The organism is Thermomonas sp. S9 (genome assembly GCF_024704365.1).
In the GTDB taxonomy this organism is placed as follows: Bacteria; Pseudomonadota; Gammaproteobacteria; order Xanthomonadales; family Xanthomonadaceae; genus Thermomonas.
Window position 1 is genome coordinate 304464 of the sequence record NZ_JAJDFY010000001.1, and the last position, 23170, is coordinate 327633.

Consider the following 23170-nt stretch of genomic DNA (forward strand, 5'->3'; position numbering starts at 1 on the left):
GAATCGGAGCCGGATGCGCAGCCTGAGCGGCGAAGCCCGCCGCGGCCCGGCGGCAAGGGCGCGAGGTGCGACGGCTACAATTTCGCCATGCAACTCATCGACATCGGCCTGAACCTCAGCCATGACAGCTTCGACCGCGACCGCGACGCGGTCTGGGAGCGCGCGCGCGCGGCCGGGGTGACGCGTGCCGTGCTCACCGGGGCCAGCCGCGAGCACAACCCGAAGGTGCTGGCGCTGGCGCGCAGCCGGCCGGGCGAGTGGTTCGCCACCGCCGGCGTGCATCCGCACCACGCCAGCGAATACACCGAAGAGTGCGATGCCGAACTGCGCGCGCTGCATGCGCACCCCGAGATCGTCGCGGTGGGCGAATGCGGGCTGGACTACTTCCGCGACTTCTCGCCGCGCCCGGCGCAGCGGCGCGCGTTCGAGCGCCAGCTGCAGATCGCCGCGGACACCGGCAAGCCGCTGTTCCTGCACCAGCGCGACGCGCACGCCGACTTCATGGCGATGATGAAGCAGTTCGATGGCCGGCTCGGCCCGGCGGTGGTGCACTGCTTCACCGGCCCCCGCGAGGAGCTGTTCGACTATCTCGACCGCGACTGGCACATCGGCATCACCGGCTGGCTGTGCGACGAACGCCGCGGCCAGCACCTGCGCGCACTGGTGCGCAGCATCCCCGCGCACCGGCTGATGGTGGAGACCGACGCGCCCTACCTCTTGCCGCGCACGCTCACCCCGCCACCGAAGGATCGCCGCAACGAGCCTGCGTTCCTGCCGCACATCGTGGCCGAGCTGGCGCGCGACCGCGGCGAGGCGATCGAAGCCACCGCCGCGGCGACCACCGCCACCGCCACCGCCTTCTTCCGCCTGCCGCAATGACCGCGTGCGCGCTGCGCCCTCAGTGGCGCAGCCCGACCCCGCGCTGGAGCAGCCACAGGCCGAGTGCGGCGAGCGCGGCCGTAAACCCCAGCATCAGCCCGAAGGCCACCCCCAGCGACACGTCGGACACACCCAACAGGCCATAGCGGAAGGCGTTGACCATGTAGAAGATCGGGTTCGCGTGGGTGGCGGCCTCGGCCCAGCCGGGCAGCAGCTTGATCGAGTAGAACACGCCGCCAAGGTAGGTCAGCGGGGTGAGGATGAAGGTCGGCACGATCGCGATGTCGTCGAACTTCCTGGCGTACACCGCGTTGACGAAGCCGGCCAGCGAGAAGATGGTCGCGCCCAGCAGCACCGCGCCGATGGTCACCAGCGGATGCGGAATGCGCACGCGGGTGAAGCACATCGCGATCAGCAGCACGATCGCGCCGACCATCAGCCCGCGCAGCACCGCGCCGGCGACGTAGCCGCCCAGGATCACCCAGTTCGGCATCGGGCTGACCAAGAGCTCCTCGACGTGGCGGCCGAACTTGGCGCCGAAGAACGAGCTGCTGATGTTGCCGTAGCTGTTCTGGATCACGCTCATCATCACCAGCCCGGGGACGATGAAATCCATGTAGCGGATGCCGTCCATGGTGCCGACGCGCGCGCCGATCAGGCCACCGAAGATCAGAAAGTACAGGGTCATGGTGATCGCCGGCGGCATCAGGGTCTGGCCCCAGATGCGCAGGATGCGGTTCACCTCGCGGCGCACGATGGTGCCCAGCGCGACCAGGTTGGGATGGGTGGGTGGGCGGGCGCTCATGCCGCGTCCTCCTGCCTGCCGGTGAGGCGCACGAACAGTTCTTCCAGGCGGTTGCTCTGGTTGCGCATCGAGCGCACGCGGATGCCGGCCTCGCCGAGCACCGCGAACACGTGGTTGAGGTCCATCGCGCGCGGCATCTGCAGGTCCAGGGTCTGCGGGTCGGTGGCCTTCAGGTGCGCGCCGGGGATGTGCGGCAGCGGGTGCGGCAGTTCGCCGTCCACGTCCAGCACGAAGCCCTCCATGTCGAGTTTGGTCAGCAGCGACTTGATCGGCCCGTGCTCGATGATCTGGCCGCGGTCGATGATCGCCAGGTGCCGGCACAGGTGCTCGGCTTCCTCCAGGTAATGGGTAGTGAGGATGATGGTGGTGCCCTCGGTATTGATCTGGCGCAGGGTCTTCCACATGCCGCGGCGGATCTCGATGTCCACCCCGGCGGTGGGCTCGTCCAGGATCAGCAGGCGCGGCCGGGTCATCATCGCGCGCGCGATCATCAGCCTGCGCTTCATGCCGCCGGACAGGGTGCGGCTCATCTTGTCCGCCTTGTCCCACAGCTGGGCGTCCTTCAGCACCTGCTCGGCGCGCTGTAGCGCCTGCCGGCGCGGCATGCCGTAGAAGCCGGCGTAGTTCACGCAGATGTCCAGCGGCTTCTCGAACATGTTGAAGTTCAGCTCCTGCGGCACCAACCCGATCTGGCGCATGGCGCGACTGCGCTCGCGTTCGAGGTCGATCCCGAACACCTCCACCGTGCCGCCGCTCTTGTTCACCAGCGAGCTGGTGATGCCGATCAGGGTGCTCTTGCCGGCGCCATTGGGGCCGAGCAGGGCGTAGAAATCGCCGGGCGCCACTTCCAGGCTCACGCCTTTCAAGGCTTCCACGCCATTGTCGTAGGTCTTGCGCAGCTCGTGGATGCGCAGGGCAGGGGTGTGGGTGTCGGGGTGCATGCAGGCCTCGGGCGCGGGAGACGCGCGGCAAGCCGGTAGTATAGGCAGCCCCGTGGCCCGCCCGATGCCACGCAGTGTTGCAGCCCGTGGCCATTTCCCATTTTCCGCTCAGACTGACCGCCCGCCGGATGATCGCGCCGAGCGTGGCGCACCTTTCGTTCGAGCGCGCCGACGGCCAGGTCCTGCCCTGCATCCCGGGGCAGTTCATCCAGATCCACTTCCAGTACGCCGACGGCACGCCCGCGCGCCGCAGCTATTCGATCGCGGTCGGGCGCGCGCTGGACGCGGTGCCGGATGCGCGGGTGGAGATCGCGGTCAGCTACGTGCCGGGTGGCGCCGCCACCGCACTGTTCGAGGCGCTGCCGATCGGCGCCATGCTGGACGCCAGCGGCCCGTTCGGTCGTTTCTGCCTGCTGCCGAACGACGGCAACCGCCGCTACCTGCTGATCGGCACCGGCACCGGCATCACCCCCGTACCGGGCGATGCTGCCGGCGCTGGAGCGGCTGATGGCCGAGCGCGGCGTCGAGGTGCTGCTGCTGCAGGGCGCACGCACACCGGCCGAGCTGCTGTATGGCGACGAGTTCCGCGCCTTCGCCAACGCCCATCCGCGCTTCCGCTATCTGCCCTGCCTGTCGCGCGAGCTGCCGGCCGAAGGCTCGCCGCATGCGCATCCGGACGTGCGCCACGGCTACGTGCAGAACGTGCTGCCGGAGCTGGCGCCCGATCCGGCCAGCGACATCGCCTACCTGTGCGGCAACCCGGACATGGTGGATGCGGCCTTCGAGGCGCTGAAAGGCATGCGGCTGCCGGTGCCGCAGATTCGCCGCGAGAAGTACGTCAGCAACAAGTGATCCCGCCGGTCGGGATTGCCCGCGCTGTCAAGGAAGCTTGACAAGCGTTCCGCGGGCACCGTATCGTCGTGTCAAGCATCCTTGACATGAGGTGGCGCATGACCCCGCAAGACCCGAAGCAGCTGCGCGGCCCAGGGATCGCGTTCCTCGGTGCCGGCGTGGCGTTCTCGGCGGCCGCGCTGGCCGCCGGGCAGGCTGCCTTCATCGGCGTGGGCTCGGCCCTCATCGCGCTGGGCGTGGTGTTCCTCGCCCGCTCGCGTCGGGGTTGAACCGATGACCCTGCGCCGCTGGATGTGGATCTTCGTGGTGATCGGCCTGGCCGCGCTGGCCCTGGCAGGCGCGGGCCGCTGGCTGCTGGCCTGGCCGGGCGCGGCGGTGGGGACGTGGGCCGGGATCGGCGCCGGCTACCTGCTGGGTGCGGCGCTGCTGGCGCTGATGCCGCGCTGGTGGCGCCAGCACTGCGACGAGATGTACGCGCAGCCGGCCGGCCGCCGCTACCTGCGCGCGCTGTGGCCGATCATGGTCGCCTATTCCCTCACCCTGTTCCTGTCGCTGTGGCGGTGAAACGCGGGATCGACTCGCTGCCGCTGCGCGCACTGGTGGCCATCCTGCCCGCGCTGCCGATCGCCCTGTTGATGCGCGCCGCACTGCGCTACCTGCGCGAGATCGACGAGCTGCAGCGGCGGATCGAGACCGAGGCGATCGGCATCGCCAGCCTGCTGGTGGCGCTGCTGTACTTCGCCGGCGGGCTGCTGCAGAAGGCGAAGGTGATCGACCTGGATGCCGCCGCCGCGATGATCTGGGTGTTCCCGCTGCTGTGCCTCGTCTACGGCATCGCCAAGATGGCACTGACGAAGCGCTACCTGTGAGGCCCGCCCGGTGAACAACCGCCTGCGCGAGCTGCGGGAACGCGAGGGCCTGTCGCAGGGCGAGCTGGCGCTGCGGCTGGAGGTCTCGCGGCAGACCGTCAACGCGCTGGAGACCGGCAAGTACGACCCGTCGCTGCCGCTGGCGTTCCGCATCGCCCGCCTGTTCGATTGCCGGATCGAAGACGTGTTCCTGCCCGATGCTCCCTGATCCCCTTCCCTCCTTCCACCACGCCCCTCCTGCGAGGTCGTCCCGATGAACTCCCGCAAGACCCGATTCGCGCTGGCCGCCGCGATCGCCGCCGCGATCCTCGGCTACAAGGCCCTGCAACCCAAGCCCGGGGACGCCAGCACCGCGCCCGCCGCCGGCTCGCCGGCGCCGGTGGCCGCGGCCAAGCCGGTGATGCTGGGCACGATTCCGTTCACGCCATGCACGCTCAGCTCGCCGATGAGCAAGGACAGCCTGGAGGCGCTGTGTGGCCACTATGCAGTGCCGGAAGACCGCGCGCATCCGGCAGCACGCAAGATCACGCTCAACCTCGCCTGGCTGCAGCCGACCGCCAATGGCGAACAGCAGCCCGACCCGGTGTTTTTCCTGGCCGGCGGCCCCGGCCAATCGGCGGTGGACACCTTCCCGGCCATGGATCCCGTGTTCAAGGAAGTCCGCAAGCACCGCAGCGTGATCCTGGTCGACCAGCGCGGCACCGGGCGCTCCAATCTGCTGTCGTGCAGGCCATCCAAGGATGACGACGATGCCGACACCTCGCCCGCGGCGATGCAGGCACAGGCGGCAGCCTGCGCGGCCGAGCTGTCGAAGAAGGCCGACCTGCGCTTCTACACCACCACCGACGCGGTCGCCGACCTCGACGCGGTGCGCCAGGCGATCGGCGCCAAGCAGATCAACCTGGTCGGCGTGAGCTACGGCACCCGCGTGGCCCAGCAGTACGCCATGCGCCATCCACAGGCCACGCGCAGCATCGTGCTGGACTCGCCGGTGCCCAACAAACTGGGCCTCGGCAACATCTTCGCGCGCAACCTGGACGACGCGCTCACCCTGCAGTTCGGCCTGTGCAGCAAGGATCCCGCCTGCAGGGGCGCGCTGGGCGATCCGCGCGCCGAGCTCGACGTGCTGCTGACCACCCTGCGCGCGCACCCGGCGCAGGTGCAATACCGCGACGCCACCAGCGGCGAGATGAAGCAGGGCACCCTGCGCGCCGAGACGGTCGCCGGGCTGGTCCGCATGTACGCCTACATGCCGCTGGCCGCGGGGCTGCTGCCGAAGCTGATCCACGAGGCCAACGCCGGCCGTTACGAGAACCTGATGGCGCTGGCGCGGATGCTGACCGACGGCATGCAGGACGCGATGGCGATGGGCATGCAGCTCTCGGTGGTGTGCAGCGAGGACGCCGACAGCATGGTCACCCGCGCCGAGGACGCCGGCACCGTGCTGGGCAACGCGCTGCCGTCGGGCATGGCCGCGATGTGCAAGGCCTGGCCGAAGGGCAAGGTGCCCGCCGATTTCAACCAGCCGCTGGCCACCCCGGTGCCGGCGCTGGTGCTGGCCGGCGAATTCGACCCGGTGACGCCGCCCCGTTACGGCAGGGAGATCGTCCAGCACCTGCCGAATGGCCGCCTGTTCGTGCTCCGGGGCCAGGGCCACTCGGTGCTGGGCGCTGGCTGCATGCCGAAGCTGCTTGCCCAGTTCATCGAGCACGCGGACGCCAAGGCGCTGGACGGGACCTGCCTGGACAAGCTCGGCTACCCCGCCCCCTTCGTCAGCTTCAACGGCGCCGCGCCCTGAGCCGGCCCCGCCACGACACGACTTCTCAAGGACTGACGCAATGATCGTTGCAGAACACCTCCGCAAGACCTTCCCCGGACGGGGCAAGGACAAGACCCCGGTGGTCGCCGTGGACGACGTCGGCTTCACCGCCCGCGACGGCGAGATCACCGGCCTGCTGGGTCCGAACGGCGCCGGCAAGACCACCACCCTGCGCATGCTCTACACCCTGATGGCCCCGGAATCCGGGCGCGTGCTGGTGGATGGCATCGACGTGGCCAGCGACGCCGCGCGCGTGCGCCGCCACCTCGGCGTGCTGCCCGACGCGCGCGGCGTGTACAAGCGCCTGACCGCGCGCGAGAACATCGACTACTTCGGCAGGCTGCACGGGATGGCCCCGGCGGAGATCGCCGCGCGCACCGGCAAGCTGGCGCAGGCGCTGCAGATGGAGGATTTCCTCGACCGCGCCACCGAAGGGTTCTCGCAGGGCCAGCGCACCAAGACCGCGATCGCGCGCGCGCTGGTGCATGACCCGAAGAACGTGATCCTGGACGAGCCCACCAACGGCCTCGACGTGATGACCACCCGCGGGCTGCGTGGGTTCCTGCAGGAGCTGCGCGCCGAAGGCCGCTGCGTGATCTTTTCCAGCCACATCATGCAGGAGGTCGCCGCACTGTGTGATCGCATCGTGATCATCGCCAGCGGCCGGGTCACCGCGCAGGGCACCCCGGACGAGCTGCGCACGCTCACCGGCGAGACCAACCTGGAAGACGCCTTCGTGAAACTGATCGGCAGCGAAGAGGGCCTGCACGCATGAACAAGACCTCTTTTACCACCGTGATGCTGACGGTGATGCGCAAGGAATGGCTGGACTTCTTCCGCGACCGCCGCACGTTCTTGCTGTCGCTGCTGATGGCCCCACTGCTGTACCCGCTGATCTTCCTGGGCATCGGCAAGCTCACCCAGCTACGCGCCGAGACCCAGCTGGAGAAGACCCTCAGCGTGCCGGTGGTCGGCATGGAACGGGCGCCGAACCTGATGAAGTTCCTGGCCACCTACGGCATCGACGCCAAGCCGGCGCCGGCGGACATCGAAGCGCGCGTACGCGCGCAGCAGGAAGACCTGGCGCTGGCGATCGATGCCGACTTCGCCAAGGACTGGACGGCCGGCAAGCCCGCCAAGATCGACATCATCACCGACACCACCCGCCGCAACGGCGACGTCAAGGTGGCGCGGGTCAGCAAGGTGCTGGAGAGCTACGGCAGCGGCGTCGGCGCGATGCGCCTGCTGGTGCGCGGCATCAACCCGGCCATCGCCGCCCCGCTGCAGGTGGGCACCCGCGACATGGCCACGCCGGAAGCCAAGAACAGCCAGTTCATGTCGATCCTGCTGCCAATGATCCTGACCATCTTCGCCTTCATCGGCGGTGCACACCTGGCGATGGACACCACCGCCGGCGAACGCGAGCGGCAATCGCTGGAGCCATTGCTGGCCACCCCGGCCGCGCGCGCGGCGCTGGTCGGCGGCAAGATGCTGGCGGCCGCGCTGCTGGGACTGGCCACCATGCTGCTGATCCTGGTCTCGTTCAAAGTCTCGGCCACCCTCGCCAGCGGCATGGCCAGGCAGATGGACGTGAGCTTCCTGGCGATGGGCAAGCTGCTGCTGACCCTGGTCCCGCTGGTGCTGATCGGCACCGCGCTGATCACCGCGCTGGCGGCCGGCGCCAAGAGCATGAAGGAAGCGCAGAGCCACATCATGTGGCTGATGCTGCTGCCGATGCTGCCGGCCTACGGGCTGATGGCGTATCCGTTGAAAGACACCGCGGTGTGGCAGTACGCGGTGCCGTTCCTGGCGCAGAACCAGCTGATCCAGAAGATCACCCGTGGCGAAGCCGCGTCGATGGAGCAGTGGGCGCTGTACCTGGCCAGCTCGCTGGCGCTGGCGGCCGTGCTCTGGGCGCTGGCGGTGTGGCGCTACCGCCAGGAAAAGCTGGCGATTTCAGCCTGATCCGGCGTCACCTCGCTGCCACGAAAAAGCCCGGCGCATGCCGGGCTTTTTCGTGCCGCATCGTCGCCCGGACTACTGCTCGAACGCGATCGTGCGGCGGCTGGTGACGGCCTGGCCCACCGGCTGGAAGCGCCAGCGTTTGACCGCGGCCAGCGCCTCGCGCTCGAAATCGCGCTGGAACTGGCGCGGCACGTCGGCGGAGACCACCCGCGCGCTGGTGACGCTGCCGTCGGTGCCGACGGTGTATTCCACCTGCACCGACCCGCTGGCGCCGGCGCGCTGGGCCGCCGGCGGATACTTCGGCCCCGGCAGGCTGATCGGCCGTAGTTCGGTGCCGCCCGCCGCGGCCGGACGCTGTGCCGGTGCCGATGCGGCCGCCTGCGCTTTCTGCTGCGCGGCGGCCTGCTGCTGGCGCTGCCGTTCGGCTTCGGCGGCGGCCGCCTGCTGCTGGCGCACCCGTTCGGCTTCGGCCTCGGCGGCGGCCTGCTGCTGGCGCTGCTGCTCGGCCGCGGCCTGCTGCTGGCGCTGCTGTTCCTGCAGCTTCTTCTGGTCTTCCTCGCGCTGCTTGGCCAGCTCGGCCCTGCGCTTGGCCTCCTCCTCGGCACTCAGGGCCTGGGCTTCGGCGCGCTTTTTTGGCCGTCGCCTCGGCGCCCGCGACGCCCGCCTTCAGCCGCCCCAGCGCCGGATGGTTGGGATCGGCCTTGCCGATCAGGGCCACCAGCCGCTTGGCTTCGTCGAGGTCGTCGCGCGCCAGCGCCTGGTCGGCGGCGATCACCGCCATCGGCAGCAGGTCGCTGAGGGCGCTGGCGGCACTGGCGTTGCCCGGCTGCTTGTCGCGCAGGGCCAGGTAGTACTCCATGGCGTTGTTGCCAGCCGGCGCGTACAGGCGATTCTCGTTGTACGCCTTGCTGGCGGCCTCGCGCAGCTCGTCCACGCCCATCGCGGAGACCGAAGTCGCCACCACCGATTCCGGGGTGGGCGCCTTGGCCGCCGTCGGAGCGGCCTGCGGGCCGGCTGTGGCCGCCTCGTCCTTCTTGCAGCCGGCCAACGCGACCACCACTGCCATCGTCAATGCGACCGGCACCAGCCCCTGGTGCCGCTTGTTGCTTGCAGACATGTTCCTGATTCCCCTGTGGAGATGCACCCGGTTCCACGATAGCACGCGGCAGCGGCGCCGGCTTGTCAAGCCAAAGGTGCGTCCGCGCTCACTTTCCGATGCAGAAGCTGGCGAAAATGTGACCGAGTAGCGCATCCGCATCCACCCGCCCGCCGATTTCGCCGAGGCTGGAATGCGCCGCCGCCAGGGCCTCGGCCGCCAGTTCCAGGCGCTCGTGCGCAAGCTCCGCGCCGGCTTGCCGCAGCCACGCCTGCGCGCGCGTCAGCGCCTCCACGTGGCGCGCGCGCGCGGAGAACGCGCCGTCGCCACCGCTCGCCCCGGCCAGCGCCGCCAGCCGTGCGTGCAGTGCGGGCAGCCCGGCGCCGGTCTGCGCCGAGACCGCCAGCGCCGCCAGCCGTGCGTGCAGTGCGGGCAGCCCGGCGCCGGTCTGCGCCGAGACCGCCAGCGCATCCGCGCCGAGCGCGGGCAACTGCGGCAGCAGGTCGGCCTTGTTGTGCACCCATAGCACCTGCGGCACCGCGGCCAGGTCGGCGGCGACCGCCGCGCGCCCGGCCCCAGGGTCGCGCGCGTCCAGCACCACCAGCGCCAGATCGGCGCGCGCCAGTTCGGCGCGCGCGCGGCGGATGCCCTCGGCCTCGATCGCATCGCCGGCCTCGCGCAGCCCGGCGGTATCGACCAGCGTGAGCTCGACCCCGTCGATCCGCACGGTTTCCTGGAGCAGGTCGCGGGTGGTGCCGGCGATGTCGGTGACGATCGCGCGCGCACTGCCGGCCAGCGCGTTCAGCAGCGAGCTCTTGCCGGCATTCGGCGGCCCCACCAGCACCGCGTGCAGGCCGTCGCGCAGGCGGCGGCCGCGCTCGGCTTCGTCCCGGAGCGTGGCCAATTCGCGCGCGGCCTGCTCCAGCGCGCGCCGCAGGGCCTCGCCGCCGAGGGTGTCCAGCGGTTCGTCGGCGAAATCGATCGCGGCCTCGACCTGCACCCGCAGGCCCAGCACGCCGGCCATCACGGCCTCGACCCGGCGCGAGAACACGCCGTCCAGCGAGCGCCGCGCCGCGCGCGCAGCCTGCAGGTCGGCGGCGGCGATGAGGTCGGCGATCGCCTCGGCCTGGGCCAGGTCCAGCTTGCCGTTGAGGAAGGCGCGCTGGCTGAATTCGCCCGGCCCGGCCTGCTGCGCACCCAGCGCCACGCAGCGCGCCACCAGCGCGCGCAGCAGCACCGGGCTGCCGTGCGCCTGCAGCTCCACCACGTCCTCGCCGGTGAAGCTGGCCGGGGCGCGGAAATACAGCGCGATGCCGTCGTCGATCGGAGTGCCGTCGGCGTCCAGGAAGCGCACGTGGTGGGCATGGCGCACCCGCAGCCGGCGCGCGCACACGGTTTCCGCGATCGCCTTCGCGCGTGGGCCCGACAGGCGCACGATCCCCACCCCGCCCGTGCCCGGCGCGCTGGCGATGGCGACGATGGTGGCGGGGCTGGCGGCGGCGTGGTTCATCGCGGCATGATCGCAAAAACGCACGGACCCGCCGCGCGGCGGGTCCGTGCAGGGCGCGTGGCGGCGCAGGTCAGGCGGCCTTGGCCGGCGCCTCGGCGAAGCGCTTGGTGTTCCACCACTGCTGCAGCATGCCCAGCGCACCGTTGGTGACCCAGTACAGCACCAGGCCGGCGGGGAAGAAGGCGAACATCACCGCCATCACCAGCGGCATCAGCTGCATCATTTTCTTCTGCATCGGGTCCATGCCGACCATCGGGGTCATGCGCTGGGTCAGGAACATGATCGCGGCGTTGAGCAGCGGCAGGATGAAGTAGGGATCGCGCGCGGTGAGGTCGTTGACCCAGCCGACGATCCACGGCGCCTGGCGCAGCTCGACCGCCTCCAGCAGCACGTAATACAGGGCCAGGAACACCGGCATCTGGATCAGCACCGGCAGGCAGCCGCCGGCCGGATTGATCTTCTCCTTCTTGTACAGGTCCAGCATCGCCATCTGGAACTTCTGCTTGTCGTCGCCGTAGCGCTCCTTGAGCTGCTCGATGCGCGGCTGGAACTTGCGCATCTTGGCCATCGAGCGGTACTGCGCGGCCGACAGCGGATACAGCACCAGCTTGATCAGCACCACCAGCAGCACGATCGCCCAGCCCCAGTTGTGGGTCAGCTTGTGCAGCTGGGTCAGCAGCCAGTGGATGGGCTTGGAGAGCACGGTGAAGATGCCGTAGTCCATGGCCAGCCCCAGCCCCGGCGCGGTGGCATCGAGCTTGTCGGCCAGCTTCGGCCCGACCCACAGGGTGGCATCGCTTTCAAAGCGCTGGCCGGGTGCCAGGGTGATCGCCGGGCCGCGCGCGCTGATGCTGTACAGCGCTCCCTTCTCGCCCAGCGTGTACAGCGCCGGCTGGTCCGGCTGCGGTACCCAGGCCGCGAGGAAATAATGCTGCGACAGCGCCACCCAGCCGCCGGTCACCTGCAGGTTCAGCGGGCCGTCCTTGGTGAAGTCCGGGTACTTGCGCTTCTTGTATTTGTCCTGCGGGCTGTACCAGGCCGCACCGTTGAGGCTGAAGGATTCGGGATTGGTGAAGCCGCTCTTGACCACCGGCGGGACGCGCTCCAGGCGGCGGTCGATGTCGCCGCTCCACGGGCTGCTGCCGGCGTTCACGACCTCGTCGCGCACCTGCAGCGCGTAGCTGCCGCGGGCCAGGGTGAAGGTGCGCTGCACGCGCAGGCCGCTGGCGGCGGTTGCTTCGAACACCGCCTGCACACGCGGCTGCCCGGCGGCCAGGGTGAACGCACGCGCCGCGCCCTGCGGCTGCCAGGCCAGCTCGCGCCCCTGCGCATCGCGCCAGAGCGCCTCGGCCGCGAAGAAGCGGGTCGGGTCGGCATCGAACAACACCACCGGCGGACTGCCCGGAGCGCGGCTCTGCGGATACTTCAGCAATTCGGCATGGGTCACCGCGCGGCCATCCAGCACCAGCGCCAGCACGTCGTTGCGCAGCTGCACGCTGACCGGGGCCGGGACCGCCACGCTGGCGGCGGCAGCGGGGGCGGACGCGGCGGGCGTCGCGGCCGGGATCGCGGGCACCGCGGCCAGGGCCCCAGTGGCGGTGGCCGCTGGCACTGCGGCCGCTGCGGTCTCCTGCGGCGGCGTACCCCATTCGCGCCAGAGCAGGAAGGCCACCATCAGCCAGGCGGCAAGCAGGAAGGTGCGGGTCTGGTTCATTCGTCAGCCGTCTCGGGACCGCGCATGCGCGCAGCCGGATCAAGGGGGGATGGGAGGACGTCGCGGCCGGCATTGTGCCGACCGCGGCCGGTGCGGGCAACGCATCCGCGCGGCGTAGCAGGCGCTGCAGGGTGGCGCGCAGGGCCGCCGCATCGGCCTGCGCCGCGCCGCGGCGGGCGACGATCACGTAAGCGCCGGGGCGCAGCTGCGGGCGCAGCTGGCGGAACGTTTCGCGCAGGGCGCGCTTGATCCGGTTGCGGCCGACCGCGCGCGAATCCACCTTGCGCGAGACCGCCAGCCCCAGCCGCGCGGGCGCGGCGTCTTCCAGCCAGTGCAGCGCGAGGTCGGGCTCGGTCTTGCGCTTGCCGGTCTCGAACACGCGCGCGAACTCGGCCTTGGCGCGCACCCGCGCTGCGCGCGGGAAGCCGTGGCGGAGGCGATCGGCAGACGCGACGACGCCGGCATCCTGTGCGGAGGCCGGCGTCGGAGGTGTCACGGGCGCGGTCATCGGATTCCGGCACAAGGCCGGACACGGCCTTGCGGCCGTGTGGGTCAGACCGTCAGGCGACGGCGGCCCTTGGCGCGGCGGCGGGCCAGCACCTTGCGGCCGTCGGCCGTCTTCATCCGGGCGCGGAAACCGTGGTCGCGCTTACGCTTGAGGTTGCTGGGCTGGTAGGTGCGCTTGGTCGCCATGGCGGGCCTGTTTGCTTTGTTTCAACGGAAAAGACCGCGGATAATAGCGGCCGTCCCGGCGCGACGCAAGCCCGCCTGCGCGCGGCGCCGAGTGTGCGGGGTTTTGCTCGGCCCGGGGCGATGCTAGTCTGGCGCATTCCCCGACCTTATCCACAGGCGCTCCACAGACGTCTGGTTCGTTTCCGTTTTCGAGACCCGCCCGCGCATGGATGTTTGGCCCACCTGCCTGCAACGCCTGGAATCCGAACTGCCGCAGGAGGACGTGCTGGCCTGGCTGCGCCCGCTGCAGGCCGCCCACGAAGGCGATGGCCTGGTGCTGTACGCGCCCAACATCTTCGTGCGCGACGAGGTGCAGTCGCGCTTCCTGCCGCGCATCCGCGAACTGGCGCGCCATTATGGCGGCAATACCGAGGTGCTGCTGGACATCGGCGCCCCGCGCCGCGCGCCGGAACCGGCGCCGGCTGCTCCGGCCATCGCGCCCCGCCCGGGCCCGGCGGCGGCGGCGTTCCAGGGCAATGTGGACCTGCACTACACCTTCGACAATTTCGTGGAAGGCCGCAGCAACCAGCTGGCGCGCGCTGCCGCCTGGCACGCGGCGCAAAAGCCGGGCGACCGCGGCCACAACCCGCTGTTGCTGTACGGCGGCACCGGCCTCGGCAAGACCCACCTGATGCACGCGGCCGGCAACGAGATGCGCCGGCTCAACCCCGAGGCGCGGGTGCTGTACCTGCGCTCCAATACCTTCTACGACGCGTTCTTCCGCGCCCTGCAGGAAAAGAGCACCGACCAGTTCAAGCGCCAGTTCCAGAAGATCGACGCGCTGCTGATCGACGACATCCAGTTCTTCGCCGGCAAGGACCGCACCCAGGAGGAGTTCTTCCACACCTTCAATGCGCTGTTCGAGGGCCGCCAGCAGATCATCCTCACCTGCGACCGCTATCCGCGCGAGGTGGACGGGCTGGAGCCGCGCCTGAAGTCGCGCCTGGGCTGGGGGCTGTCGGTGGCGATCGATCCGCCGGATTTCGAGACCCGCGCCCAGATCGTGCTGGCCAAGGCGCGCGAGCGCGGCGCGGTGATCCCGGACGAGGTGGCCCAGCTGATCGCCAAGAAGATGCGCAGCAACGTGCGCGAGCTGGAAGGCGCGATCAACAAGCTGACCGCCCAGGCCGGCCTGCTGGGCCGCGCGGTGACCATGGAATTCGCCCAGGAGACCCTGCGCGACCTGTGGCGCGCGCAGCAGCAGTCGATCAGCATCCCCAACATCCAGAAGGCCGTGGCAGACTACTACGGGCTGCAGCTGCGGGAGATGCTGGGGAAGAAGCGCAACCGTTCGCTGGCGCGTCCGCGGCAGATGGCGATGGCGCTGGCCAAGGAGTTGACCGAGCACAGCCTGCCGGAAATCGGGATGGCGTTCGACGGCCGCGACCACACCACCGTGCTGCACGCCTGCCGCCAGATCCGCACCTTGATGGAAAGCGATGGCAAGCTGCACGAGGATTGGGAAAAACTGTTGCGCAAACTCAGTGAGTGACGCCGGGAGAAACTGTGGACAAGTCCGGAATGGCCGCCCTCCGAAAAATCATCCACAGCTTTTCCCCAGCACCCGACACGGTTTTGCAATGCTTTTCCATTACTTGATTTACAAGTAAAAACAATGACTTGAACCACTTATCCCGGGATTTTCCGGACACCAGCACCACCCCGTTTTCAGATTTATCTCCATTTCCAGAAGCAGGAGCAGCCTGCCTGCCCTGCCTCCCAAACGAACGGCCGAGGGGTCAACATGCGGTTTTCACTGCAACGCGAAGTGCTGCTCAAGCCGTTGGCGCAGGTCGTCAACGTCGTCGAACGCCGGCATACCCTGCCGGTGCTGGCCAACCTGCTGGTGCGGATCCAGGACGGCGTGCTGGCGCTGACGGGCACCGACCTGGAGGTGGAGATGGTGGCCCGCACCGGCGCGGATGACGCAGTGAACGGGGAAATCACCATTCCCGCCCGCAAGTTCTTCGAGATCGTGCGCTCGCTTCCGGACGGCAGTCGCGTCACCGTGTCCCAGAGCGGCGACAAGGTCAGCGTACAGGCCGGCCGCAGCCGCTTCAGCCTGTCCAGCCTGTCGGCGAACGATTTCCCGGCGCTGGATGAAGTGGATGCCAGCGAGCGCGTCACCATCCCCGAGGCGGCCCTGAAGGAGCTGCTGGAACGCACCGCCTTCGCGATGGCCCAGCAGGATGTGCGTTACTACCTCAACGGCCTGCTGTTCGACCTGCGCGAGAACGCCCTGCGCTGCGTGGCCACCGACGGTCACCGCCTGGCCCTGTGCGAGGCCAGTCTGGAGGCCGGGCCCGGTGGCAGGCGCCAGATCATCGTGCCGCGCAAGGGCGTGCAGGAGCTGCAGCGCCTGCTGGAAGGCGGCGACCGCCAGCTGGAGCTGGAAGTCGGCAAAGGTCATATCCGCATCAAGCGCGACGATGTCACCTTCACCAGCAAGCTGATCGACGGCAAGTTCCCGGATTACGAGGCGGTGATCCCGCTTGGCGCCGACCGCGAAGTGAAGGTGGACCGCGAAGCCCTGCGCGCCGCCCTGCAGCGCGCCGCCATCCTGTCCAACGAGAAGTACCGCGGCGTGCGCCTGGAAGTGGCACCGAACCTGCTGAAGATCAGCGCGCACAATCCCGAGCAGGAAGAAGCGCAGGAGGATGTGGAGGTGGAGACCGCGGTCGATGGCCTGGCGATCGGCTTCAATGTCACCTACCTGCTGGAGGCATTGACCGCGCTGCGCGACGAGTACGTCGTGATCCAGATGCGCGATGCCAATTCCTCTGCCCTGGTGCGCGGCGCCGACAGTCAGCATGCGCGGCACGTGGTCATGCCTTTGCGGCTGTGATTTCGCGCGTGTTCCACGTGGAACATGACTTGCGACGCCCGGCACTGCCCGGGCGTCGCCGTTTTGATGCCGGTCGGTCGGACACGCCATGCTGATCCACCAGCTACGCGTGGAGGGACTGCGCCGGTTCGATGAGGTCCGCTTCGCGCCGCAGCCGGGGTTCAACCTCATCACCGGCGACAACGGCAGCGGCAAGACCAGCCTGCTCGAGGCCTTGCACCTGTTGGCGCATGCCCGCAGCTTTCGTGGGCGGGTGCGCGATGGCTTGATCCGGCAGGGCGCGCCGGCACTGCAGGTGTACGTGGAGTGGGAGGATGCGCAGGGGGCGCCGCACCGCGCCGGGTTGCGGCATAGCGGCAATGCCTGGCAGGCACGCCTGGACGGGCAGGACGTGACTCAGCTCGGGACGCTGTGCGAGGCGCTGGCGGTGGTGACCTTCGAGCCGGGCAGTCATGCGCTGGTCGATGGCAGCAGCGAGGTTCGCCGCCGCTATCTCGACTGGGGCATGTTCCACGTGGAACATGGTTTCCTTCCGCAGTGGCGGCGCTATGCGCGCGCGCTCAAGCAGCGCAACAGCTTGCTGCGGCAGGGCGGGGGGCGTCGCTGGAGGCCTGGGAGCACGAGCTGGCCCTGGCCGGGGAAGCCATCACCGGGCTGCGTCAGGCCTACGTCGCAGGATTGCAGCCGCACCTGGCGCGCATGCTGCCGCTGCTGCTGCCGGCCGCCGGCAGCATCGAACTGGGCCTGCAGCCCGGCTGGAAGCGGCAGGAGCTGGGGCTGGCGGATGCCCTGCTGCTGTCGCGCGAGCGCGACCTGGCGCTGGGGCACACCACGCTGGGGCCGCACCGGGCCGACCTGCGCTTCGTCCTGCAGTCGCTGCCGGGGCGGGACGGGCTGTCGCGCGGGCAGGCCAAGCAGCTGGCGCTGGCCCTGCTGCTCGCGCAGGCGGCGCATCTGGCCGAATGCCGCGGGGCGTGGCCGCTGCTGCAGCTGGACGATCTGGGGTCGGAACTGGATCGCCAGCACCAGCGGCGGGTACTGGCGCTGCTGGCCGGCACTGGCGCCCAGGTGCTGGTGACCGGAACCGAGCGGCCGCCGGGGTGGCCGGTTGCGGATATCCCTGCGGCATTGTTCCACGTGGAACATGGCGCCGTCTCCGGGCCTCTGCCCGGCGCGGGCTGAAGGGTCGGGAGCGGCTTCGTCAGCGTGCCGCGCGGCAGGGTGGGCTATACTGTGGATTCCTATAGCTAATGTGTCCTGGCGCGTCCTGGCGCGCCGCGGGAGTCGAACGCGTCGATGTCGCAGAACGAACAGACCCCGGGCCAGTCGCCCGAAACCACCCCGAACAGCAACTACGATTCCAGCAAGATCACCGTCCTGCGCGGGCTGGAAGCGGTGCGCAAGCGTCCGGGCATGTACATCGGCGATGTCCATGACGGCACCGGCCTGCACCACATGGTGTTCGAGGTGGTGGACAACTCGGTGGACGAGGCCCTGGCCGGTCACGCCGACGACATCGTGGTCACCATCCATGCCGACGGCTCGGTCAGCGTCGCGGACAACGGGCGCGGTATTCCGGTGGACATCCACAAGGAAGAGGGCGTGTCGGCGGCGGAGGTGATCCTCACCGTGCTGCACGCGGGCGGCAAGTTCGACGACAACAGCTACAAGGTTTCCGGCGGCCTGCACGGCGTGGGCGTGTCGGTGGTCAATGCGCTCTCCAGCAAGCTCACCCTGGATATCTGGCGCGACGGTGGCCACCACCAGCAGGAATATGCGCTGGGCGAGCCGGTGTATCCGCTCAGGCGGGTCGGCGAGCAGGGCGGCCGGCGCGGCACCACGCTGCGCTTCTGGCCTTCGTCCGAGACTTTCAGCGACGTCGAGTTCCACTACGAGATCCTCGCGCGCCGCCTGCGCGAGCTCAGCTTCCTCAACTCCGGGGTCAAGATCACCCTGGTGGACGAGCGCGGCGAGGGCCGCCGCGACGTGTTCCAGTACGAAGGCGGCATCCGCAGCTTCGTGGAGCATCTGGCCCAGCTCAAGACCCCGCTGCACCCGACCGTGATCTCGGTGAGCGGCGAGCAGAATGGCATCACGGTGGAAGTCGCCCTGCAGTGGACCGACGCCTACCAGGAAACGATGTTCTGCTTCACCAACAACATCCCGCAGAAGGACGGCGGCACCCATCTGCAGGGCTTCCGCGCGGCGCTGACCCGCACACTCACGAACTACATCGAACAGAGCGGCATCGCCAGGCAGGCCAAGGTGGCGCTGTCTGGTGATGACATGCGCGAAGGCATGATCGCGGTGCTGTCGGTGAAGGTGCCGGACCCCAGCTTCTCCAGCCAGACCAAGGAAAAGCTGGTTTCCTCGGACGTGCGCCCGGTGGTGGAGGGCATCTTCTCCGCCCGCCTCGAGGAGTTCCTGCAGGAGCACCCGAACGAAGCCAAGGCGATCGCCGGCAAGATCGTGGATGCCGCCCGCGCGCGCGAGGCCGCGCGCAAGGCGCGCGACCTCACCCGCCGCAAGGGCGCGCTCGACATCGCGGGTCTTCCGGGCAAGCTGGCCGACTGCCAGGAAAAGGATCCGGCGCTGTCGGAGTTGTTCATCGTCGAGGGCGACTCGGCGGGCGGCAGCGCCAAGCAGGGCCGCAACCGCAAGAACCAGGCGGTGCTGCCGCTGCGCGGCAAGATCCTCAACGTCGAGCGCGCGCGCTTCGACCGCATGCTGGCCAGCGCGGAGGTCGGCACCCTGATCACCGCGCTCGGCACCGGCATCGGCAAGGACGAGTACAACCCGGACAAGCTGCGCTACCACCGCGTCATCATCATGACCGATGCCGACGTGGACGGCAGCCACATCCGCACCCTGCTGCTGACCTTCTTCTACCGGCAGATGCCGGAGCTGATCGACCGCGGCCACATCTACATCGGCCTGCCGCCGCTGTACAAGATCAAGCAGGGCAAGAACGAGCTATACCTGAAGGACGATGCCGCGCTGGATGCCTACCTGGCCGGCAACGCGGTGGAAGGCGCGGCCCTGGTGCCGGCCGAGGGCGAGCCTGCGATCGAGGGCGCCGCGCTGGAATCTCTGTTGCTGGCGTATGCCAAGGCCCGTGAGGCGATCGCCCGCAACGCGCACCGCTTCGATCCGGCCGTGCTGGAAGCGCTGATCGACTTCCTGCCGTTGGACGCCGCCAGCGTGGCCGCGCACGGCGACCTGGACCCGGCGCTGGCGGCATTGGTGTCCCGCCTCAACCAGCGCGGCCTCGGCAAGCCGCGCTACGCGCTGCGCTGGCAGGCCGCGCAGGAGGGCCGTCCGGCGGCGCTGCTGGTGACCCGCGCGCACATGGGCGAGGAGCTGACCCAGGTGCTGCCGCAAGCGCTGTTCGAGCATGGCGAGCTGAAGGCGTTGCGCGATGCCGCCGCCCAGCTGCACGGGCTGGTGCGCGACGGCGCACGCATCCTGCGCGGCAACAAGACGCAGCCGGTCACCTGCTTCGCCGAGGCGCAGGCCTGGCTGATGGAGGAGGCCAAGAAGGGCCGCCAGATCCAGCGCTTCAAGGGCCTCGGCGAGATGAACCCGGAGCAGCTGTGGGACACCACGGTGAACCCGGACACCCGCCGCCTGCTGCAGGTGAAGCTGGAGGACGCGGTGGCCGCCGATGCCCTGTTCAGCACGTTGATGGGGGATGTGGTCGAACCCCGCCGCGAGTTCATCGAGGACAACGCGCTCAAGGTCGCCAACCTGGACGTGTGACGGCCCCTCTCGCGCTGTCCCAGGCAGGCCAACCGGCACACGCCTGTTCACCCACGATCTGCTAGGTTTTCCGTAATGCCGCGCCTGGCGCGGCCCCACTCTTTCCCGAGGTGCCCCATGCCCCAGATGTCCCGTCAACCGCTCGTGATCGCCCTGACCGCCGCGCTGGGTGCGCTGGCACTGGTGCCGGTGGTGCATGCCGACCCGCAAAGCATGCGCGAGGAGCGCGCCCGGCGCGAGGCCGAGCTCGGCAAGGGCAAAGTCGCGGCGAAAACCGAAGCCAAGGCGCCTGCCTATCCCAACGCGACACGCCAGTCACCCGACGCCAAGGCCTCTCCGAAAGCGATCAAGCTGCTGCAGGCCATGCAGGAGCGCTACGAGAAAGACGATTGGGCCGGCGTGATCGCCAAGGCCGAGGATGTTGCGGCCATGCCGGCGGCCAGTGCCTATGACAAGGCGTTTGCCTATTCGATGGCGGGCAATGCGGCCGCGAACATGGATGACGCCGCCAAAGCGGCGGATTACTTTGCGAAGGCCATCGCCACCAATGGGCTCGACAACGACAGCCATTTCTCGGTGATGTACAACCTGGCGGTGACCTACTACCAGGAACAAAAATTTGCCGAGGCACTGCAGGCATTGGACCGCTTCCTGGCCGAAACCAAGTCCGACAAGCCGGAGCATCTGAGCCTGAAGGCCGGCATCCTGGCAAATCTCGACCGCAATGAAGAAGCGGCCGCCATCTACAGGCAGCTGCTGGCGCAGAAACCGGACGACAAGCGCATCCTGATGAACGCGGTCGCCACGCTGCAGGCGGCGGAGAAGTTCGATGAGGCCAACGCCCTGCTGGGCGACGCCTACAAGCGCGGCATGCTCACCGAGCCGCGCGAGCTGCGCGCGCTCTACGTCGGCTACATGAACGCCGGCAAGTGGGCCGACGCGCAGAAGGTGATCGAGGACGGCGTCGCCAAGGGCATCCTGCAGCCGGGCCCGGATCTGGCGCGCGACTACCAGGTGTTGGCGCAGACCGCCTACGTCAATGATGACATCCCGCTGGCGATCGAAATGTACCGGCGTGCCGCGCCGATGGCGGCCGACGGCGAGGCTTACCTCAACCTGGCCAAGGTGCTGGACTACGCGGGCAAGAAGGCCGAGGCGAAGGAAGCCGCCAAGCAGGCGCTGGCCAAGGGCGTGAAGAAGCCCGAGGACGCCAACCGCATCCTGGCGCGCTGAGAACCAGACCGCATTTTTCGCATACGCCAGCGTCGGGACTTGGAACAAGTCGCCGCGATTGGTATAGACTACGGGATTCCTGCGGCCCCAACGCCGCGCAGCTGAAGCCCCGGTGCCGACGCCCGGGGCCCCCCACACCAGAGCCGTGCGCATGACGCAAGATCTCGCCTACATCGAGAAGAAAGAAGACCGCGACAGCGGCTTGAGCTGGCCACGCATCGCCGGTATCAGTTTCGCCATCGCGCTGCATGCCGCTGCGCTGTTGCTGCTGCTGTCGCCGGTCGCGCCGCCCGCACCGGACGTGCAAAAGGAAGACGTCGTCAGCGTCACCTTCATCGAGCCGCCGCCGCCCCCGCCGCCGCCGCCGCCCCCGCCGCCGGAGCCGCCCAAGCAGCTCACCCCGCCCAAGACCCTGTCGCCGCCGCGTCCGTCGCCGGTGCCGCCGCCGCCGGATGAGCCGCCGGTGGTGCTGGACACGCCGCGTGCGGTCGATGTGGCCGCCCCGCCGCCGTCGCCGCCGTCGCCGCCAGCCGCGGTGCCCGACATCGGTTCCAGCGTGGATCCGTCCTCGCGCGCGATGAATCCGCCGCGGTACCCGCCGGAGGAAATGCGCCGGCAGATCCAGGGCACGGCGGTTCTGATCATCAGCATCGATGCCAGCGGCAACGTGCTCGACATCGAGGTGGAAAGGTCGAGCGGCAATCGCAACCTCGATCGCGCGGCCATGCAGGCGGCGCGCAAATGGCGCTTCAATCCGGAGATCAAGAACGGGCAGAAAGTCGCCAGCCGCGTTCGCGTTCCGGTCGAGTTCAAGCTGAACTGATCACCGAACATCGTCAGCGTAATATCGTCATCACCGTTCCACCCCCGTTACATCGGTTCTGTTTCACCCTCATCCACGACATCAAAAGGTAAGCGTATGTTGCAAGAAACTGCTGCCGCCGCACCTGCCGCCGCCGGAGGCAACAACGCCGCCGCGCTGCAGCAGATGGGCTTCGACCATCTGATCCAGGGCTTCGACGCGGTCGGCTGGGCCGTCTTCCTGACGCTGTCCATCATGTCGGTGATGTCCTGGTACTGGATCATCATCAACTTCATCAAGAACATGCGCCTGCGCGCGCGTGCCAACCGCGTGGTCGACACGTTCTGGGAGACCCCGAACGCGCAGGACGCCATCCGCTTCATGGAAGAACAGCCGAAATCCGAGCCGTTCTCCAAGATCGCGCTGGACGCCGCCCAGGCCGCGGCCCACCACTCGCGCCAGGACGGTTCGCGTCTGGCCGAGTCGCTGAACCGCTCCGAGTTCGTGGATCGCGCGCTGCGCCAGGCCGTGACCCGCGAGTCGCTGAACCTGGAAGACGGCCTGACCGTGCTGGCCACCGTGGGGTCGGCGGCGCCGTTCGTCGGTCTGCTCGGCACCGTGTGGGGCATCTACCATGCGCTGATCAAGATCGGTTCCTCGGGCGACGCGTCGATCTCGGCCGTGGCCGGCCCGGTGGGCGAGGCGCTGATCATGACCGCGATCGGCCTGTTCGCTGCGATTCCGGCGCTGCTGGCCTATAACGCCTTCGTGCGCTTCAACCGCGTGACGAACAACCAGTTCGACACCTTCGCCCACGATCTGCACGACTTCTTCGCCACCGGCTCCCGCGTTGGCGACGGGAAGTGAGATACAGCGGGCGATTGACCGGACACTGACGGAGGCCACGGACCATGGGTGCGAGTGTAGGTAATAAGGAAGACGGCGCGCCGATGGCGGAAATCAACGTCACGCCGCTGGTGGACGTGATGCTGGTGCTGCTGATCATCTTCATGATCACCACCCCGCTGATGAACCACAAGGTCAAGGTGGCGCTGCCGGAAGCGACGGTCGAGAAGAAGAAGGAAGAGAAACAGCAGGTGCCGCCGGTCACCATCACGGTGACCGAAGCGGGCGAGCTGTTCCTCAACGATGAGCCTTCCACCAAGGCGGCGATCGAAAGCCGCCTGTCGGTGGAGGCGCAGAAGACCCCGCAGCCGCCGGTGCAGATCCGCGCCGATAAAACCACCCAGTACCGGCTGATCAGCGACGTGGTGAAGATCGCCCAGCAGCAGGGGATCGCGAAGGTCGGCTTCGTCACCACGCCGCCGAAGAAGGGCCAGTAAGGAGAA

20 protein-coding genes and 4 pseudogenes are annotated in these 23170 nt (G+C 69.0%); 17 read left to right on the top strand and 7 right to left on the bottom strand.

Annotation, left to right across the window (positions count from 1 at the left end; genetic code table 11):
* The first annotated feature begins 87 nt into the window (after positions 1 to 87).
* Entirely contained in the window at positions 88 to 879 is a 792-nt protein-coding gene (locus LJB71_RS01505) for a TatD family hydrolase (RefSeq protein WP_259302821.1), read from the top strand.
* 19 nt (positions 880 to 898) lie between these two features.
* Here the strand turns inward: LJB71_RS01505 and LJB71_RS01510 are convergent, their stop codons facing one another.
* Both LJB71_RS01510 and LJB71_RS01515 read right to left on the bottom strand, forming a co-directional pair.
* Positions 899 to 1684 (bottom strand): ABC transporter permease, encoded by a 786-nt coding sequence (locus LJB71_RS01510; protein ID WP_259302822.1) that lies wholly within the window; start codon positions 1682 to 1684, stop codon positions 899 to 901.
* Positions 1681 to 2625 carry an ABC transporter ATP-binding protein gene (locus tag LJB71_RS01515; RefSeq protein ID WP_259302823.1) on the bottom strand — a complete coding sequence of 315 codons (945 nt, stop codon included), beginning with the start codon at positions 2623 to 2625 and terminating at the stop codon, positions 1681 to 1683. The genes LJB71_RS01510 and LJB71_RS01515 overlap by 4 nt, the downstream gene beginning before the upstream one ends.
* 128 nt (positions 2626 to 2753) lie before the next feature.
* Between LJB71_RS01515 and LJB71_RS01520 the strand changes: the two are divergent.
* From LJB71_RS01520 to LJB71_RS01555, 8 genes and pseudogenes are all read left to right on the top strand, one after another.
* Positions 2754 to 3477 (top strand): annotated as a pseudogene (locus tag LJB71_RS01520) (FAD-binding oxidoreductase).
* 98 nt (positions 3478 to 3575) lie between these two features.
* Positions 3576 to 3746, top strand: a complete 171-nt coding sequence (locus tag LJB71_RS01525; RefSeq protein WP_259302824.1) for a hypothetical protein — start codon at positions 3576 to 3578, stop codon at positions 3744 to 3746.
* A gap of 4 nt (positions 3747 to 3750) precedes the next feature.
* Positions 3751 to 4041 carry a hypothetical protein gene (locus LJB71_RS01530; protein WP_259302825.1) on the top strand — a complete coding sequence of 97 codons (291 nt, stop codon included), beginning with the start codon at positions 3751 to 3753 and terminating at the stop codon, positions 4039 to 4041.
* Positions 4038 to 4346 (top strand): hypothetical protein, encoded by a 309-nt coding sequence (locus LJB71_RS01535; RefSeq protein ID WP_259302826.1) that lies wholly within the window; start codon positions 4038 to 4040, stop codon positions 4344 to 4346. Before LJB71_RS01530 ends, LJB71_RS01535 begins: the two co-directional genes overlap by 4 nt.
* A 10-nt stretch (positions 4347 to 4356) precedes the next feature.
* On the top strand, positions 4357 to 4554 hold the full coding sequence (locus LJB71_RS01540) for a helix-turn-helix transcriptional regulator (RefSeq protein WP_259302827.1): 198 nt from the start codon (positions 4357 to 4359) through the stop codon (positions 4552 to 4554).
* Between the two features lie 45 nt (positions 4555 to 4599).
* On the top strand, positions 4600 to 6144 hold the full coding sequence (locus tag LJB71_RS01545) for an alpha/beta hydrolase (RefSeq protein WP_259302828.1): 1545 nt from the start codon (positions 4600 to 4602) through the stop codon (positions 6142 to 6144).
* A 40-nt stretch (positions 6145 to 6184) separates the two neighbouring features.
* A complete protein-coding gene (locus LJB71_RS01550) occupies positions 6185 to 6940 on the top strand; it encodes an ATP-binding cassette domain-containing protein (protein ID WP_259302829.1) in 756 nt (251 codons plus the stop codon).
* The gene (locus LJB71_RS01555; RefSeq protein WP_259302830.1) at positions 6937 to 8130 is read left to right on the top strand and encodes an ABC transporter permease; all 1194 of its coding nucleotides are present in this window, start codon (positions 6937 to 6939) and stop codon (positions 8128 to 8130) included. The genes LJB71_RS01550 and LJB71_RS01555 overlap by 4 nt, the downstream gene beginning before the upstream one ends.
* A gap of 72 nt (positions 8131 to 8202) precedes the next feature.
* On the opposite strand, the pseudogene LJB71_RS01560 reads toward LJB71_RS01555, so the two are convergent.
* The 5 genes and pseudogenes from LJB71_RS01560 to rpmH all read right to left on the bottom strand — a co-directional run bounded on the left by LJB71_RS01560 (position 8203) and on the right by rpmH (position 13143).
* A pseudogene (locus LJB71_RS01560) lies at positions 8203 to 9196 on the bottom strand (energy transducer TonB).
* A gap of 139 nt (positions 9197 to 9335) precedes the next feature.
* Positions 9336 to 10736 (bottom strand): tRNA uridine-5-carboxymethylaminomethyl(34) synthesis GTPase MnmE, encoded by a 1401-nt coding sequence (gene mnmE, locus LJB71_RS01565; RefSeq protein ID WP_259302831.1) that lies wholly within the window; start codon positions 10734 to 10736, stop codon positions 9336 to 9338.
* 70 nt (positions 10737 to 10806) lie between these two features.
* Positions 10807 to 12450 (bottom strand): membrane protein insertase YidC, encoded by a 1644-nt coding sequence (yidC, locus tag LJB71_RS01570; RefSeq protein ID WP_259302832.1) that lies wholly within the window; start codon positions 12448 to 12450, stop codon positions 10807 to 10809.
* 55 nt (positions 12451 to 12505) lie between these two features.
* A pseudogene (rnpA, locus tag LJB71_RS01575) lies at positions 12506 to 12958 on the bottom strand (ribonuclease P protein component); the annotation flags it as partial.
* A gap of 44 nt (positions 12959 to 13002) precedes the next feature.
* Entirely contained in the window at positions 13003 to 13143 is a 141-nt protein-coding gene (gene rpmH / locus LJB71_RS01580; RefSeq protein ID WP_156640208.1) for a 50S ribosomal protein L34, read from the bottom strand.
* 205 nt (positions 13144 to 13348) lie between these two features.
* Here rpmH and dnaA point away from each other — a divergent pair, with 205 nt between their 5' ends.
* The 8 genes and pseudogenes from dnaA (at position 13349) to LJB71_RS01620 (ending at position 23164) form a co-directional block, all read left to right on the top strand.
* Positions 13349 to 14674, top strand: a complete 1326-nt coding sequence (gene dnaA, locus LJB71_RS01585; RefSeq protein WP_259302833.1) for a chromosomal replication initiator protein DnaA — start codon at positions 13349 to 13351, stop codon at positions 14672 to 14674.
* Between the two features lie 252 nt (positions 14675 to 14926).
* Positions 14927 to 16027 carry a DNA polymerase III subunit beta gene (gene dnaN, locus LJB71_RS01590; RefSeq protein ID WP_259302834.1) on the top strand — a complete coding sequence of 367 codons (1101 nt, stop codon included), beginning with the start codon at positions 14927 to 14929 and terminating at the stop codon, positions 16025 to 16027.
* A gap of 88 nt (positions 16028 to 16115) precedes the next feature.
* Positions 16116 to 17209 (top strand): annotated as a pseudogene (recF, locus tag LJB71_RS01595) (DNA replication/repair protein RecF).
* A gap of 114 nt (positions 17210 to 17323) precedes the next feature.
* Complete coding sequence (gene gyrB / locus LJB71_RS01600) at positions 17324 to 19786, top strand: DNA topoisomerase (ATP-hydrolyzing) subunit B (RefSeq protein ID WP_259302835.1); 2463 nt, start codon at positions 17324 to 17326, stop codon at positions 19784 to 19786.
* A gap of 126 nt (positions 19787 to 19912) precedes the next feature.
* Positions 19913 to 21019, top strand: coding sequence for a tetratricopeptide repeat protein (locus LJB71_RS01605; RefSeq protein ID WP_259302836.1), 1107 nt, complete (start codon positions 19913 to 19915; stop codon positions 21017 to 21019).
* A gap of 151 nt (positions 21020 to 21170) precedes the next feature.
* Entirely contained in the window at positions 21171 to 21842 is a 672-nt protein-coding gene (locus LJB71_RS01610) for an energy transducer TonB (RefSeq protein WP_259302837.1), read from the top strand.
* A gap of 96 nt (positions 21843 to 21938) precedes the next feature.
* Positions 21939 to 22688 (top strand): MotA/TolQ/ExbB proton channel family protein, encoded by a 750-nt coding sequence (locus LJB71_RS01615; RefSeq protein WP_259302838.1) that lies wholly within the window; start codon positions 21939 to 21941, stop codon positions 22686 to 22688.
* A gap of 44 nt (positions 22689 to 22732) precedes the next feature.
* The gene (locus LJB71_RS01620) at positions 22733 to 23164 is read left to right on the top strand and encodes a biopolymer transporter ExbD (RefSeq protein ID WP_259302839.1); all 432 of its coding nucleotides are present in this window, start codon (positions 22733 to 22735) and stop codon (positions 23162 to 23164) included.
* Positions 23165 to 23170: the final 6 nt, after the last annotated feature.

Coding starts and splice junctions, on each gene's coding strand:
- LJB71_RS01505 (WP_259302821.1), top strand. CDS start 88: ATGCAACTCATCGACATCGGCCTGAACCTCAGCCATGACAGCTTCGAC.
- LJB71_RS01510 (WP_259302822.1), bottom strand. CDS start 1,684: ATGAGCGCCCGCCCACCCACCCATCCCAACCTGGTCGCGCTGGGCACC.
- LJB71_RS01515 (WP_259302823.1), bottom strand. CDS start 2,625: ATGCACCCCGACACCCACACCCCTGCCCTGCGCATCCACGAGCTGCGC.
- LJB71_RS01525 (WP_259302824.1), top strand. CDS start 3,576: ATGACCCCGCAAGACCCGAAGCAGCTGCGCGGCCCAGGGATCGCGTTC.
- LJB71_RS01530 (WP_259302825.1), top strand. CDS start 3,751: ATGACCCTGCGCCGCTGGATGTGGATCTTCGTGGTGATCGGCCTGGCC.
- LJB71_RS01545 (WP_259302828.1), top strand. CDS start 4,600: ATGAACTCCCGCAAGACCCGATTCGCGCTGGCCGCCGCGATCGCCGCC.
- LJB71_RS01550 (WP_259302829.1), top strand. CDS start 6,185: ATGATCGTTGCAGAACACCTCCGCAAGACCTTCCCCGGACGGGGCAAG.
- LJB71_RS01555 (WP_259302830.1), top strand. CDS start 6,937: ATGAACAAGACCTCTTTTACCACCGTGATGCTGACGGTGATGCGCAAG.
- mnmE (WP_259302831.1), bottom strand. CDS start 10,736: ATGAACCACGCCGCCGCCAGCCCCGCCACCATCGTCGCCATCGCCAGC.
- yidC (WP_259302832.1), bottom strand. CDS start 12,450: ATGAACCAGACCCGCACCTTCCTGCTTGCCGCCTGGCTGATGGTGGCC.
- rpmH (WP_156640208.1), bottom strand. CDS start 13,143: ATGGCGACCAAGCGCACCTACCAGCCCAGCAACCTCAAGCGTAAGCGC.
- dnaA (WP_259302833.1), top strand. CDS start 13,349: ATGGATGTTTGGCCCACCTGCCTGCAACGCCTGGAATCCGAACTGCCG.
- dnaN (WP_259302834.1), top strand. CDS start 14,927: ATGCGGTTTTCACTGCAACGCGAAGTGCTGCTCAAGCCGTTGGCGCAG.
- gyrB (WP_259302835.1), top strand. CDS start 17,324: ATGTCGCAGAACGAACAGACCCCGGGCCAGTCGCCCGAAACCACCCCG.
- LJB71_RS01605 (WP_259302836.1), top strand. CDS start 19,913: ATGTCCCGTCAACCGCTCGTGATCGCCCTGACCGCCGCGCTGGGTGCG.
- LJB71_RS01610 (WP_259302837.1), top strand. CDS start 21,171: ATGACGCAAGATCTCGCCTACATCGAGAAGAAAGAAGACCGCGACAGC.
- LJB71_RS01615 (WP_259302838.1), top strand. CDS start 21,939: ATGTTGCAAGAAACTGCTGCCGCCGCACCTGCCGCCGCCGGAGGCAAC.
- LJB71_RS01620 (WP_259302839.1), top strand. CDS start 22,733: ATGGGTGCGAGTGTAGGTAATAAGGAAGACGGCGCGCCGATGGCGGAA.